A 13,426-nucleotide genomic window follows, 5' to 3' on the forward strand; every position below is an offset into this window, starting at 1 on the left:
ATGGCTGACGCGATCCGGCGATACGCGCGGCAGCTGTCGCCGGCCTTCGCGCCGGCCGCAGCCGCCATCGGTGCCGCGACGCTGGCGTTGTCGGCCTGGTGGCTCGCGGCCGACGCACTGCGCGGCAAACCTGCGCTCGCAGCCGGCCTCGGCGTGGTCAGAAGCGAGCTGTGGCTGCGTGACGGCTGGAGCGAATTGCAGACCTCGCCCGAAGTGGCCGAAGCCGCCTTCACGCGCGCGCTCCGGCTCTCGCCGATGGACGCCGGCGCCTGGTTCGGCCTCGCCTCGGCGACCGGGCGGTTCGACTGGCTGAACCCGACCGCATCGAAGGCGTTGAAGATGTCCTACTACACCGGCTTCAACCGCAGCGACCTGATCGCGCCGCGCCTGATCCTGCTGGCGCAGGTCGATACCACGCGCGATGTGGAGCTGGTCGATCTGCTGCAGCGGCAGATCCGCCTGATCCTCACCCGCGCGCCGGAGCTGAAGGGCGCGATCGGCCAGGCCTACCGTGTGGCGACCGACGCCAACCGGCGCATCATCGAGGCGGAATTCAAGGACGCCAACCAGAGCCTTCCGGAGTAAGGCGAGCCGGCACGCGGGCGGCCGTCGGATGCCAAGCCGTCACGACGTCGGGCCGTCAGACACCCTTGTGCCGCAGCACCGCGCCGACTGTGCGCAGCAGGATGCGCAAGTCGAGCACGAAGCTCCAGCTCTTGATGTAGATCAGGTCGTGCGCGACGCGCAGCCGCATGTCCTCGATCGCGGGCGTCGCACCGCGCAATCCCTGCACCTGGGCGAGACCGGTGATGCCCGGCTTGACGTGCTGACGCTGCGCGTAGCTCGCGATCAGTTTCGAATATTTGTCGTCATGGGCCAGCGCATGCGGCCGCGGCCCGACCAGCGACATGTCGCCGCGCAGCACGTTCACCAGCTGGGGCAGCTCGTCGATGCTGCGGCGGCGCAGCGTCGCGCCGATCCCGGTCAGCCGTGAATCGTTCGGACGCGCCTGCACGATGACATCGCCATCCTCGAGCACATGCATCGAGCGGAATTTGAGGATGGTGAATGGCTTGCCGTCGAACCCGTTGCGGCGCTGCCGGAACAGGACTGGCCCCTTGGAATCGAGCTTGATCGCAATCGCCGTTCCGAGCAGAAGCGGCGCAAACAGCACCAGCAGGCCGCTCGACGCCACGATGTCGAACAGCCGCTTGCCCGCACGCTCAACCGAGGTGAGCGGCGAGCGCTGCATTTCCAGCGTCGGTATCGGGCCGCTCGCCACCATCCGCAGCGCGAGGAATCGCTCCGCGGTCCGATCCGGCAGCAGCCGCACCGGCAGCGGCGACGCCCGCAACTGATCACAGACGAACTGAATGCGCGGCTCCTGCTGCCAGGGCATGGCCAGGATGATCTCGTCGGCGCCGCACTCCCGTGCCGCACGAATGGCCGACGCGACAGCGGCGCGATCGCCTTCGTCGTCGGACTGGCCGGACACCTGGATCCGCCGCACCTCGCTGAGGCCGAAATCGCGCAGCAGGCTCGATTGCCGCACCCGGGACAATTCGTCCGCCATCCCGACCACGACCGCGCGGCGGGTCGCCAGCATGCCGCGATCGATCGCGCGTTGCAGCGGCGCCTGCAGCAGCATCCGCCCCGCCACCAGCCCGAGGCCACCGATCATGCCAAATGAGATCACCGATCCGCGCGAGACGCCGGAGCCGACCTTCAGGAGGAAGATGATCAGGGTCATCAGCAGGACGACCAGCAGCCATCCGCCGAGCAGGCTGCTCCAGCGCCGGTCGAGGCCGGCCAGCACCTGCGCATTGTAGAGGCCCTGCGACTTCGCCACGAACATGTGAAGGATGGCGGCGAGGACCCCGATCCCTAGAAAACCCTCGAAGCTGTTGCTATAAACCGTGTGGTAGTAGAACAGATGATAGGCCGCGCCGCCGATGATGCTGGAGAGCACGACGATGATCATCTCAAAGGCGATGGCAAACGCTTCGAGAGAGGCAAACGCGAATGAGAAGGCGCCGAAGTTAACCGGCACCTTCGCTAATCGAGCGTCCGAAAGGTCGGTCATCGGGAATTAACATTCGTGTTAACAATTCATATGTTTCATATCAGGCAGGTCGTGAGCTCGCAAGACCTGCCGGCAATATCAGGCAGAGAGCATCCATGAGTTCATCGGCTGGTGAAACCGAGGCCGCGCTGGTGGCCCTCCTCCACTTGATCCGCCTGATGGGCGCCGAGCTCGTCGCAGGCCAGCACCGCGACGACGTCGAGGTACTGGTCAAGGCGGTCGAAACAAAGCTGCGATCGGCCCGTTTTCCGGCCGAAATGCCGAATCAGGACATCGTCAAAGGTCTGGATCTCGCCGAGGCGAGGCTGCGTCCAATCCTCGAGGAGCTGCGCGCACGATCAGAGAAGGCGCACCTGAGCGACCAGCTGCTGCTGGCGCCCAGGCCTTCACGTATCCATTAACGGATCAGCTTTCGTCAACTCTGAACTTCACCACGGCGGGGTAAACCGTTCCCGCCGCCGGACCTGAGCGCAAGCTTCTCCTCGATCTTCATTTTCTCGAGCAGCAGATCGGTCACGATCCGGCGCAGCCGTTCATTTTCCAGCCGCAATTCGTCAATACGGTTGTGGACGTGGGGGATCCCATCTCGATCATCGGTGCGAGCGGCGAGTTCGGTCACAGTACCATTCGCCGGGTGGCCGCGTGCGGCCTCCTGCTTGCGCCAGCGGTGAAATGTCATCACGCTAACGCCCAGCACCTTGCACGCTTGGGCTTGTGACTGCCCCCGCGCCATGAGTTCCTCGGCCTGTTTGACCTTGGAACTGATCTCGTCAGTTGAATGACGCCTCATTGGTCATCTCATTGCCCCCTAGATTAGCAATCATCGCATGGCCTATAAGCTATGTAAATGCAACAGGAAATTCAAATTGAGGATTTCCCGGGGGTCTTTCGGGAGCCTCGAACTTGCCGTCGGTAACGCTGCATTTTGCGAAGAAATGCCGAAGCCGCAAGGTATTTACCGAAAAATATGAGCAATATTCCCGTGCCGGTCCGACCTCACAGGAAAAGTTATACGACTTTCTGTGTATGAGAATTTGATCTGGATAACTGGCGCACCGTTTGCATTCTCGAATGAGAAGCAAATGAGAACATCCAATCGGTCCGTCGACAGATTGTGAGTGCACCATGCCTCTCCGCGATAGTTACGCCACCGGTCAAGCGAGAGTTTCACAAAATTCTAACAGATTAATCCCGCGACCTTCACGTCCGGCAGCTTGCGGGCGCGCTCGCGCAGCGGTAGTTACTAAGACGTTAGGCGTCATGAGAGTTTCAACATATTTGAGGATTATTTTCACGAGGCCTAACACTCATAGCTCGATCCGCGAATTATCAATTAAGCGCTTTCCCACCCGAGGCCATCAGGCGGAACCACGACCGCCGGATCACCTGCGAACTATTCTGTGCTGACGACTTGTCAGAGCCAGCCTCTGATCAACACGTTTTACGAGGATCGAAACTATGGCGCGTCTCAAGGTCTTCGAGGGGAAGCAATCCGCGTCGAGCGAGGCAACCGACGCCCTGGAACGGCTCGTCGCCGAGAATTCCGAGCTCCGGCATACCGCCGTCGAGCTGGTCCTGCAGACCTGGATCCTGCGCGAGCGCCTGTCCGATGTGGTGGCGCACAAACCGGTGCGGCAAGAGCACTGACCCAGACACGAACCTCAAGGCAGACGTGCCGCAGAAGCCGACAGGCGGCCCGCAGCGCAATCGGCCGCCGATCCATACCTCAATCTTAAATTGAGCTATCCGCGAGCATGCGCGAGCCACCATCCTCGCCGGGCCGGCGCGGATGTGGTGGCGGCAATTGCGCGGTGAGAAATTCGCGGACGAACGTCAGCGATGAACCCGGCGCAACGCAGCGCGCGGGGTGGCCTGCTCACGCGATACACCGAACGAACGCGACGCAACCGGGCGCTCGTGAATTTCACGCAGCTCAGCGATGTCCAACATCAGCGCAACGACCTCGTTGCGCAGCGATTGGTTGGTCGCGAGCAACGCCTCTTCGATCGGCTGATGCAAATGTTGGATCTTGTGCTGCTTCATGGCGCGCCCTCGCTCTGCGGTTAAGGGTATGAGCGATGTGATTGAAGTTTCGATGACAGGGTTAGATCGCGCACATGGAAAGCGGTTAATGGGGCAGGTTTGCGACCAACGTTACACTGACCGAAATTTTTCCGATCTGGTTCCACAACCTGATCGCGAAAGGTTTAATCGATGGCCGCATTGTGTCGCTGCGATGGGATGTCGACGGCGGCGATGCGACACGCGGCCAAACAGCGCAGCTGGCACCAACCGCGGGGCGCGACCAAGAGCATGAAATCATTTAACGATCATTGATCGCAGCAATCGCGGGTGAAACCGGCGGAACATCTGCGGGCTATCACAATGTCGCCGCGTCAAAGGCCGGCGGCTTCAGGCGGTGTTCCAGCCTCGAACCAGATATTCCACCAACGACGCCATGCACACACTAAATCTGCTGCTCTCGACCAATCGGATTCGTGCTGCGCATATCAGGTTGAACCGTGCGGCATAGATGCCGCGACTGACGCCGCCATCTGCGCCAATCGCAAAATGTTTCGAACCGTTACTAGCATCGAAGCGCCGCGGACATCGGCGCTCTGATCGGCCCTGACGATGAGATGGAAAGATTCAACGCTTCACACGCGATCGCGCAAGAGATTCGCCTCGACCTCAGCCCAAACACGACAATGCTATTCCAATTCAAAACGGATGACGCCGATGCGTTTCGGCTTCAATAGAAGGAGAAAACCGCTTCGCGTTTCTCGCGCATGCGCTCGGCACGATCATCGCAGCGAACGGCCGGTCGTGCCATCAATCGCCATAAGCATCGCTAATTGGCAACGCGCGTCGTGATCTCACGCTATTTCGATTTGGGAGGCGTGTCGTCGTCCATTTTGCCACCATTGGCGACGCACCTGTTGAAATAGTCGCGCTGATCCTTCGCGCCGCCCCTCGCGCTGCCGGAAGCGGGATTGCCGGGTTGTCGCGGCGGAAATGCCCGCGCGACCAGAGCATCGCAGGCGCGCGCGACCTGGACGTCGATCGCGTGCGCCGGAGCGATTGCGCCTGACATAATCACGGCTGAAGCAACGGCAAAACCACTGATAACTCTCATTGCCACACTCCGTTCCACGCCGCGGAAGTTTTTTCTCGAGCCTGGATTGACGAGCAGCGCACTATTTCCGATCGACGTCGTGATAAGCCTGATACCAGTCGACAAATCTGGCAATGCCGTCCTCGATCCGCGTCTGCGGCCGGAATCCGATGTCGCGCTCCAGATCGGAGACATCGGCCGATGTCTCAAGGACATCCCCTGGTTGCATCGGCAGCAACTGCTTTTCGGCCTGGCGACCGAAGCCTTGCTCGAGCAGCGCCACCACGTGCATCAGTTCTTCGGGCCTGCTGTTGCCGATATTGTAGATGCGCCACGGCGCCTTGCTCGATCCCGGATCGGGATGCGCTCCCGACCAGTTGACGTCGCCCTCGGGCGCGCGGCCGATCAGCCGCACCATCGCCTCGACCACGTCATCGACATAGGTGAAGTCGCGCCGCATGTTGCCGTTGTTGAACAGCTGGATCGGCTTCCCCTTGGTGATCGCGTCCGCGAACGCGTAAAGCGCCATGTCCGGCCGATACCAGGTCCCGTAGACGGTGAAGAAACGCAGCCCCGTCGTCGGGATGCGATAGAGGTGGCTATAGGAATGGGCGAGCAGTTCGTTGGCTTTTTTCGTCGCGGCATACAGGCTGACCGGATGATCGACATTGTCGTGGATCGAGAACGGCAGCTTGGTGTTGGCGCCGTAGACCGACGATGAGGACGCAAACAGCAGATGCTTGCACGCGGTGTGCCGGCAGCCTTCGAGGATGTTGAGGAAGCCCTCCAGATTGGAATCCACATAGGCATGCGGGTTCTGCAGGGAGTAGCGCACGCCGGCCTGGGCCGCGAGATGCACCACGACCTCGAAGCGATAGCGCTCGAACATCGCCTTCATCCCGGCGCGGTCGGCAAGATCGAGCTTGAGGAAGGTGAAACCCCGGTGCTGCTTGAGCAGATCGAGCCGCGCGCGCTTGAGCGCCGGGTCGTAATATTGATTCAGATTGTCGATGCCGATGACCGGCTGCCCTGCCCGCAGCAAATGCTCCGCCAGATGAAAGCCGATGAAGCCGGCGCAGCCCGTGACGAGTAGATTGCCTGCGATCACCACGTTCCGCCTGTGCCTTTCGCCTTGCGCCGGACCAGGCCGCACACGCCATCAGGCGCGGGCCGCAGCTTCTGCCTTCGCGTTCCGGCCGCGGGGTGCGTCAGATGCTGGCGGCCGCAGGTTTGTAGTCCGGAAAGCGGCTCAGTACCGCGGCCTTCATGAACTTGAAGTGCGCAATCTCGGTCGCCAATTCCTTTAGCCGACGCTGGCCGTTGGATATCTCGGCGTCAAACAGGTCTTGATGATAATTGTCAAGCGCCTCGCGTTCCAGATATTCGTCGGTGCCGTTGCCCAGCGTTACCGCGGCGCGGGCCAGAACATCGTCGACGCGGCGGCCAAGGCCGGATTGCTCGCTTTCGGCCGCCTGCAACGCGGCCTCGATCGCGGCCATGATCGATCCGATCCGGGCGCGATCGGTCTCGGCATCGCGCTCGGCCGAGCGTGCCTTGAAACCTTCCTCGCTACGCCGCGACCGGATCAGGTCATGCGCGCGAGCCCGCAAAAACAGCTGAAACATCTGTCAGTATCCGGTTCGGGCCATTCAGGCAGTATCGCTCGAAAATCGCCCGGTCTTAGTTAAAAAAGGGTGAATCGCGCTCCTGCCCGGCCCTCAGGTCGGCCTTCCATTTGATCCAGGCCTTGTCGTGCTTGTGATAGAGCTCGAGCCAGCGCCCCTCGACGGCCGACGGCACCGGCTCGGCGCCCAAAGCTTCCCGGTCCAAGGCTTCCCGGCCCAAGGCATCCCGATCCTGGCCTTCCCCATCCAGCACCGGCAGGGAGGTGTCCAATCCCTCGAACTCCGACGTCTCTTCAAGCGTGAGACCGACCAGCACGCGCCGGCCACTGACGTCGACGACATACCGCCTCGGCGACTGCCCCCTGAGATCACTCATGCTGTGCAAGTTCCCTCGCGATCCGCGCAAGCCGACGGCGAGACCAGGCCGGCACGCGAACCCAGCCCGGCTGCCGCAACGAAGACAAGATGACCGATTGCATATCGCCCGCCAACCCCGACTCGCCACACCGTCGCGCTACCTCTGTGGAGCTAGCCCCGCTAGAACGCGCGGCGCATGTGGCCGAACGCGGAGACCGGCTGTTCCCGCCTCGACGATCGCGCGGCTGACGGCGCCACATAGGGCGCATAGATCCGATATTGCGCGCGGCGCTTGTGCGACCGCCACGAGCGCGCGGCGAAGCCGGAGAGGAAGCCGGCGACGAACGCCGCGGCAAGAATGAGAAGAGAAAGCATAACAATCGTCCACGTTAGCCCCGATGTTATTAACATTCGAAGTTGTGACGACATCATGATTGGGCGCGCCGAAAGAATGTTCAGCCGCTGGAATTTTTGTGCAATCAAACGGCGCAGCAACGGTCAGGCGCCAACACCGGTTGTTCTCGAGAGATCAACGTCTCAGGAGAACCACCACAGCATGAATTTCAGGAACATCGAGCTGAGGAGATAGATCCATCCCGCCATCGCCAGCATCGTCAGCCCGACGAAGACGCCTGAAACGCTTTTCTCCTTGAAGCGCGCCAGCAACGAGTTTTTTTCTTCTTGCGGATAGAACATCTCAAGCTCAAGACGCATCTGATTCAAATCAGCTAGCAGCCAATTTCGATGATCTCGTGACGCGTCAGGCGCAGCGCGCATCACAGATCTCTCGTGCAAAATCTCGTGAAGGCATGGGCCCTCGCTCAAAAAAAATTCCTGGCTCAAATTTTCGCTCAAATTTTCCTGGCTCAATTTTCTACGCGAGATGGTCAGGCATGATTTGACTCCGGCGACTGCAGCAGCCCGTGCGCCGGAATTTCCACTCGCATGTTGCGATCTGCGGCGCGGATGCGCGTCGCGCGCCAGGGCGGTCGCGCAGCTTGACCGGTGCCATGCATCCGCATGCCCGAGCGGCCGACGCCGGAAGCGAGCGTGATCGGCCGCACGCATCCCAACACGCGCATGGCACCCCGCTTCCAACTGCATCTCAATTTAACAATGAAGACCCCGCACGCGGGGAGACGATCGTCAGCGCCTACACTCGGAAGAAGGCAAACCAGATGATGCCGAGGATCAGCACGGCGAGCCCGGTCGAAGCCGTGAGCAGCGCGAGAACTGAAGGTCCGGGCTCGGCCTGGCGCGCCTCGGTCGGGGTTTCGATGATCTGACCGTGTCGTTCCTTAGCCATGGCGACCTCTTTGCCTAAGTGCCTGTAATTCCGGTCATTGCCGCTCCCCTTCGAAGGCCAACGCGGGATCCGGAGTGATGTTCCGAGCCGCTTGGCGGCGGCCCGCGTCAAACCGGCGCAGGCTGAAGCCACGGTTAACGCCGTTGCCAGATTCACCGGGTCGTGTTGTTTCAAACTGGGGTTCCCGGTGTTATCCTTGACCGTTCCGTCGGTTGCGTAATCGGAGTTTTCCCCATGGCCCCCCGCGCCAACTGGAAGGGCTTTTTGCGCCTTTCGCTCGTGACTTGCCCGGTTGCCCTGTACCCGGCGACGTCGGATACCGAGAAGGTCTCCTTCAACCAGATCAACCGCAAGACCGGCCATCGGATCAAATACGCCAAGGTCGATGCGGAGACCGGCGAGGAAGTCGCAACCGACGACATCATGAAGGGCTACAAGGTCGACACCGACACCTATATCGAGGTCACCAAGGAAGAGCTCGACGACATCGCACTGGATTCGACCCGCACCATCGAGATCGACGAATTCGTGCCGCGCACCGAGATCGACAGCCGCTATCTGATCCGCCCGTATTACCTGGTCCCCGACGGCAAGGTCGGCCACGACGCCTTCGCGGTGATCCGCGAGACCATCCGCAGCATGGACAAGGTCGCGATCGGCCGCGTCGTGCTGACCAATCGCGAGCACATCATCGCGCTCGAGCCGCTCGACAACGGGCTGATGGGCACGCTGTTGCGCTACCCCTACGAGGTGCGCAGCGAGAAGGAATATTTCGACGACATCCAGGATGTGAAGATCACCAAGGATATGCTCGATCTCGCCAAGCACATCGTCGAGCAGAAGTCCGCCGAGTTCGATCCGGAGGAGTTCGAGGACCGCTACGAGCAGGCGCTGATCGACCTGATCAACCAGAAGCGCAACGGCATCAAGATCGCCAAGCCCGCGGCCAAGGCCAGCGGCAATGTCATCAACCTGATGGACGCGCTGAAGAAGAGCCTCGCCAACGAGAAGCAAGCCGCTCCCGCCAAGGCAGAAGCAAAGGCCACGAAAGGCAAGAAGCCGAAGAAGCGCATCGAAGGCCAGCGCGAGATGTTGCTGCCGATCTCGGGCAGCGGCAAGCGCGAGCCCAAGGAAGCCGTCAAGCCCGAGCCGAAGAAGGCCGAGAAGGCGACGCGTGCGCAAGGCACTGCGGCACGCAAGAAGGCGGGTTGACCGGCGCATACGCGGCGGTGCTGCATCGCGGCGACACGCTGGTGACGCTGTAGCAAGCTGCCGGCTACATCATGAAGCTATCCGAAGACGCCCAGCAGAACGCGCGCTGGCTGGTCGCGGTCGAGCATCTCATCAACGCTGTGGAACAAGCGACGGCTGGCTGATGTTCGCGCGCATCGCGATGCTGCGCGTTGAATAGAGACCGCGGAGGGACGGCTGGACAGGAAAGTGTGAAGCGTGTCGGCAGCGCTTACTTGAATGCCGCACCGACGGCGCTGAATTGGCCGCTCACGCTGGTGCCGATGCCTTTGACGCCGGCGACGATCACGATGCTGATGCCGCCGGCAATGATGGCGTATTCGATCGCCGTAGCGCCGACATCATCACGCAGAAATCTTGCAAGCAACGCGCGCATGAAAAGCTCCTGTCCGACGCTCGCGGCTTTTTCTCCCGCGCCGTAGTAATATTCCAGCAAAACTAGGCCACATTGGTTGACGGCCCATTGAGGGACAGGATGAACGATCGCTTAAGGGTTGCAGAGAAACTCCGCGCTAGTTTTGCCTGCATCCTGACCTCGCCCCGCGAGGCAGCCGGCCGCGATTGGGCGTAAACGCATATCAGGACTACCTGATCGGCTCGCAGCTCGGCTTTACCGACCAGCGGAATCCTGTTCCTTTATCGGACAGGACGACAACGAGGCCGGAGCGAACCGGCCGCATCCAAAGGGAGTGACCGTCATGAAGCTCGGCACCGCGATCGCGGAAATCATGAAGCGCGAGGGGATCGAGATCCTCACGGGCTACCCGGTCAACCATTTGATCGAATACGCCGCCGCCGCCGATATCCGCCCCGTGATGGTGCGCCAGGAGCGCATCGGAGTGCACATGGCGGATGCTATCTCCCGCGTCACCTCGGGCGAGAAGATCGGCGCGTTCTGCATGCAGCACGGCCCCGGCGCCGAGAACGCGATGGGCGGCGTCGCGCAATGCTATGGCGAATCCGTGCCCGTGCTGGTGCTGCCGATGGGCTATGCGCGCCGTCTCGCCAACATCGATCCGAACTTCAATTCCAGCCAGGCGATGAAGGCGTTTTCCAAATCCTCGGAGCCGATCAATCTCGCCCCGGAGGTTTGTAACATTTTCCGCCGCGCGTTTACCAAACTGAAGAACGGACGCGGCGGGCCCGTGATCGTCGAGATCCCCGCCGACATGTGGAACGAGGAGGTGCCGGAGCCTTTGAACTACACGCCGGTGCTGCGCACCCGCTCCGGCGCCGATCCCGTTCACATCAAGGAAGCAGCCGCCTTGCTCGTCAACGCCAAGCGTCCGGTGATCTATGCCGGCCAGGGCGTGCATTACGCAAAAGCCTGGCCGCAGCTGAAGCGCCTTGCCGAGCGGCTCGCGATCCCGGTCACCACGAGCCTCGGCGGCAAGTCGTCATTCCCCGAGACGCATCCGCTGTCGCTCGGCTCCGGCGGCCTTGCGGTGCCGCGCGCGGTGCCGAAATTCCTCACTGAGGCCGACGTGATCTTCGGCATCGGCTGCTCATTCACCGAAACGTCGTTCGGCATCGCGATGCCGAAGGGCAAGACCATCATCCACTCGACGCTCGATCCGAACCACATCAACAAGGATGTCGAGGCCAAGGTCGGGCTGGTCGGCGACGCCGGCCTCGTGCTCGACGCGCTGCTGGAGGAAATCGGCAAGACCGTCACGTCCGACCGCAACGCCAGCGCGGTCGCGGAGGAGATCGCGGCCTCCCACAAGGAATGGCTCGCCAAATGGATGCCGAAGCTGACGCACAACGACGCGCCGCTCAATCCCTACCGCGTGCTGTGGGACCTGCAGCACACCGTCGACATCCACAACACCATCATCACCCACGACGCCGGCAGCCCGCGCGACCAGCTGTCGCCGTTCTGGAAGTCGGTCGAGCCGCTGTCCTATATCGGCTGGGGCAAGACCACGCAGCTCGGCTATGGTCTCGGCCTTGCGATGGGCGCCAAACTGGCAAAGCCGGACAAGCTCTGCATCAACGTCTGGGGTGACGCCGCGATCGGCTTCACGGGCATGGATTTCGAGACCGCGGTGCGCGAGCGGATTCCGATCATGTCGATCCTCTTGAACAATTTCTCGATGGCGATCGAATTGAAGGTGATGCCGATCTCGACCGAGAAGTATCGCTCGACCGACATCTCCGGCGATTACGCCGCGATGGCCCGCGCCTTCGGCGGCTATGGCGAGCGGGTGACCAAGCCCGAAGACATCATCCCCGCGATCAAGCGCGGCATTCAGAAGACCAAGGAAGGCGTGCCGGTGCTGCTGGAATTCATCACCAGCAAGGAGACCGAGGTGTCGCGGCCGGGGACGTGACGGCACCTCACACGCCCTCACCCACTTGATTTGACCGCGCCGGCACAGGCAAGCTCCCTCCGGGCAACGATCGGAGGGAGAGATGGCGCGCATCCTGGTGCTGGGAGCCGGCTTTGCCGGGCTGTGGGCCGCGCTCGGCGCCGCCCGCAAGCGCGACGAGATCGGCGCGCGGGCGGCAGATACCGAGATTCTCGTCGTCGATCGCAACGCCTATCACAACATCCGGGTGCGCAATTACGAGGTCGATCTCGCCGACGTCGCTCTGCCGCTCGACGAGCTGCTCGATCCGGTCGACGTCAGGCATAGGGTGGCTGAAGTCGTGGCGATCGATCCGGCAAAGCGCGAGGTCGTGGTCAAGACGGGCTCCGGCGCGGAGACGTTGACTTATGACCGGCTGGTGCTGACGACCGGCAGCGAGCTGGTGCGCCCCGCCATATCAGGCCTTGCCGCGCATGGCTTCGATGTCGACACCTATCAAGCGGCGATGCGGCTCGACGCGCATCTGGCGGCGCTCGGCAAGCAGCCGCCGTCGCCGGCACGTTCGACGGTTGCGGTCGTCGGCGCCGGCTTCACCGGGATCGAGGTCGCGGCCGAGATGCCGGCCAAGCTCGCAGGTGCCGGCATCAACGGCGATCATCGCGTCATCCTGATCGATCCAAATCCGGTGGTCGGCGCGACGTTTGGCGCGCATGGCCGCCCGGTCATCAACGAGGCGCTGGCCGCGCTCGGCGTCGAGACACGGCTGAATGTCAGGGTCAACGCGGTCAGCGCCGACAGCATCACGTTAAGCTCGGGCGAAATCATTCCGGCCGCGACCGCGGTGTGGTGCGCCGGCATGCATGCGAGCCCCCTCGCCGCGATGCTGCCGGCCGAGCGCGACAAGCTCGGCCGCCTCGCGGTGGATCACTTCATGCGCGTTGAAGGTCTTCCCGGCGTGTTCGCCGCCGGCGATGTCGCCGCCTGCCTGATCGACGGCGAGCATCCGACCGTGATGTCGTGCCAGTTCGCGCGGCCGATGGGCCGCTTTGCCGGGCACAACGTGGTGGCGGACCTGTTCGGCGAAAAGCTGCTGCCGCTCAATATCGACTGGTACGTGACCGTGCTCGATCTCGGCGCCTGGGGCGCGCTCTACACAACCGGCTGGGACCGCGAGGTACACACCACAGGCGCCGCCGCAAAACTCACCAAGCAGACCATCAACCGGCAGCGTATCTATCCGCCGCGCAACGACGATCGCACCGCGCTGCTCGCGGCCGCCGCGCCGACGATCCAGGCGGCGCCGCCGACGCGGAAGTAGCTTCTCCTCACCACCGTCATTGCGAGCGAAGCGAAGCAATCCATCCCTCCGCCCACGCG

Annotated in this window: 17 protein-coding genes; 6 read left to right on the forward strand and 11 right to left on the reverse strand. The window is 62.3% G+C overall.

All coding sequences use genetic code 11. The features are described 5' to 3' along the window. The gene (locus tag FBZ93_RS05070) at positions 1 to 585 is read left to right on the forward strand and encodes a hypothetical protein (protein ID WP_146984877.1); all 585 of its coding nucleotides are present in this window, start codon (positions 1 to 3) and stop codon (positions 583 to 585) included. 55 nt (positions 586 to 640) lie between these two features. On the opposite strand, the gene FBZ93_RS05075 is transcribed toward FBZ93_RS05070, so the two are convergent. Next, positions 641 to 2,050, reverse strand: a complete 1,410-nt coding sequence (locus FBZ93_RS05075) for an undecaprenyl-phosphate glucose phosphotransferase (RefSeq protein ID WP_283810809.1) — start codon at positions 2,048 to 2,050, stop codon at positions 641 to 643. A gap of 128 nt (positions 2,051 to 2,178) precedes the next feature. Here FBZ93_RS05075 and FBZ93_RS05080 point away from each other — a divergent pair, with 128 nt between their 5' ends. Then, positions 2,179 to 2,484, forward strand: a complete 306-nt coding sequence (locus tag FBZ93_RS05080) for a hypothetical protein (RefSeq protein ID WP_146984878.1) — start codon at positions 2,179 to 2,181, stop codon at positions 2,482 to 2,484. Between the two features lie 14 nt (positions 2,485 to 2,498). Here FBZ93_RS05080 and FBZ93_RS05085 read toward each other — a convergent pair whose 3' ends face one another. Further along, positions 2,499 to 2,873 (reverse strand): helix-turn-helix domain-containing protein, encoded by a 375-nt coding sequence (locus FBZ93_RS05085; protein WP_146984879.1) that lies wholly within the window; start codon positions 2,871 to 2,873, stop codon positions 2,499 to 2,501. Positions 2,874 to 3,541: 668 nt separating this feature from the next. Here FBZ93_RS05085 and FBZ93_RS05090 point away from each other — a divergent pair. Further along, entirely contained in the window at positions 3,542 to 3,730 is a 189-nt protein-coding gene (locus FBZ93_RS05090) for a hypothetical protein (RefSeq protein WP_050424306.1), read from the forward strand. A gap of 186 nt (positions 3,731 to 3,916) precedes the next feature. Here FBZ93_RS05090 and FBZ93_RS05095 read toward each other — a convergent pair whose 3' ends face one another. From FBZ93_RS05095 to FBZ93_RS40490, 8 genes are all read right to left on the reverse strand, one after another. Next, entirely contained in the window at positions 3,917 to 4,126 is a 210-nt protein-coding gene (locus tag FBZ93_RS05095) for a hypothetical protein (protein ID WP_050424307.1), read from the reverse strand. 838 nt (positions 4,127 to 4,964) lie between these two features. Beyond that, entirely contained in the window at positions 4,965 to 5,333 is a 369-nt protein-coding gene (locus tag FBZ93_RS41235) for a hypothetical protein (protein ID WP_246667372.1), read from the reverse strand. Then, the gene (locus FBZ93_RS05105; RefSeq protein WP_433995380.1) at positions 5,281 to 6,309 is read right to left on the reverse strand and encodes an NAD-dependent epimerase; all 1,029 of its coding nucleotides are present in this window, start codon (positions 6,307 to 6,309) and stop codon (positions 5,281 to 5,283) included. Before FBZ93_RS05105 ends, FBZ93_RS41235 begins: the two co-directional genes overlap by 53 nt. Positions 6,310 to 6,406: 97 nt before the next feature. Continuing rightward, positions 6,407 to 6,823: a hypothetical protein gene (locus FBZ93_RS05110; RefSeq protein ID WP_050424309.1), complete on the reverse strand. Its 417-nt coding sequence runs from the start codon at positions 6,821 to 6,823 to the stop codon at positions 6,407 to 6,409. A 55-nt stretch (positions 6,824 to 6,878) separates the two neighbouring features. Then, positions 6,879 to 7,199, reverse strand: a complete 321-nt coding sequence (locus FBZ93_RS05115; protein WP_146984880.1) for a hypothetical protein — start codon at positions 7,197 to 7,199, stop codon at positions 6,879 to 6,881. A 161-nt stretch (positions 7,200 to 7,360) separates the two neighbouring features. Beyond that, entirely contained in the window at positions 7,361 to 7,555 is a 195-nt protein-coding gene (locus FBZ93_RS05120) for a hypothetical protein (protein ID WP_146984881.1), read from the reverse strand. 162 nt (positions 7,556 to 7,717) lie between these two features. Next, positions 7,718 to 8,284 (reverse strand): hypothetical protein, encoded by a 567-nt coding sequence (locus FBZ93_RS05125; RefSeq protein ID WP_146984882.1) that lies wholly within the window; start codon positions 8,282 to 8,284, stop codon positions 7,718 to 7,720. A 49-nt stretch (positions 8,285 to 8,333) separates the two neighbouring features. After that, entirely contained in the window at positions 8,334 to 8,486 is a 153-nt protein-coding gene (locus tag FBZ93_RS40490; protein WP_167528931.1) for a hypothetical protein, read from the reverse strand. A gap of 234 nt (positions 8,487 to 8,720) precedes the next feature. On the opposite strand from FBZ93_RS40490, the gene FBZ93_RS05130 reads away from it, so the two are divergent. Beyond that, positions 8,721 to 9,698 carry a Ku protein gene (locus FBZ93_RS05130; protein ID WP_146984883.1) on the forward strand — a complete coding sequence of 326 codons (978 nt, stop codon included), beginning with the start codon at positions 8,721 to 8,723 and terminating at the stop codon, positions 9,696 to 9,698. Between the two features lie 250 nt (positions 9,699 to 9,948). On the opposite strand, the gene FBZ93_RS05140 is transcribed toward FBZ93_RS05130, so the two are convergent. Further along, complete coding sequence (locus FBZ93_RS05140; RefSeq protein ID WP_433995381.1) at positions 9,949 to 10,173, reverse strand: Flp family type IVb pilin; 225 nt, start codon at positions 10,171 to 10,173, stop codon at positions 9,949 to 9,951. Positions 10,174 to 10,435: 262 nt separating this feature from the next. Here FBZ93_RS05140 and FBZ93_RS05145 point away from each other — a divergent pair, with 262 nt between their 5' ends. After that, a complete protein-coding gene (locus tag FBZ93_RS05145) occupies positions 10,436 to 12,070 on the forward strand; it encodes a thiamine pyrophosphate-requiring protein (protein ID WP_146984884.1) in 1,635 nt (544 codons plus the stop codon). A gap of 82 nt (positions 12,071 to 12,152) precedes the next feature. Further along, positions 12,153 to 13,367 carry an NAD(P)/FAD-dependent oxidoreductase gene (locus tag FBZ93_RS05150; protein ID WP_146984885.1) on the forward strand — a complete coding sequence of 405 codons (1,215 nt, stop codon included), beginning with the start codon at positions 12,153 to 12,155 and terminating at the stop codon, positions 13,365 to 13,367. The last annotated feature ends 59 nt before the right edge of the window (positions 13,368 to 13,426 follow it).

This window comes from Bradyrhizobium macuxiense (assembly GCF_007993935.1).
GTDB classification, from domain to species: domain Bacteria; phylum Pseudomonadota; class Alphaproteobacteria; order Rhizobiales; family Xanthobacteraceae; genus Bradyrhizobium; species Bradyrhizobium macuxiense_A.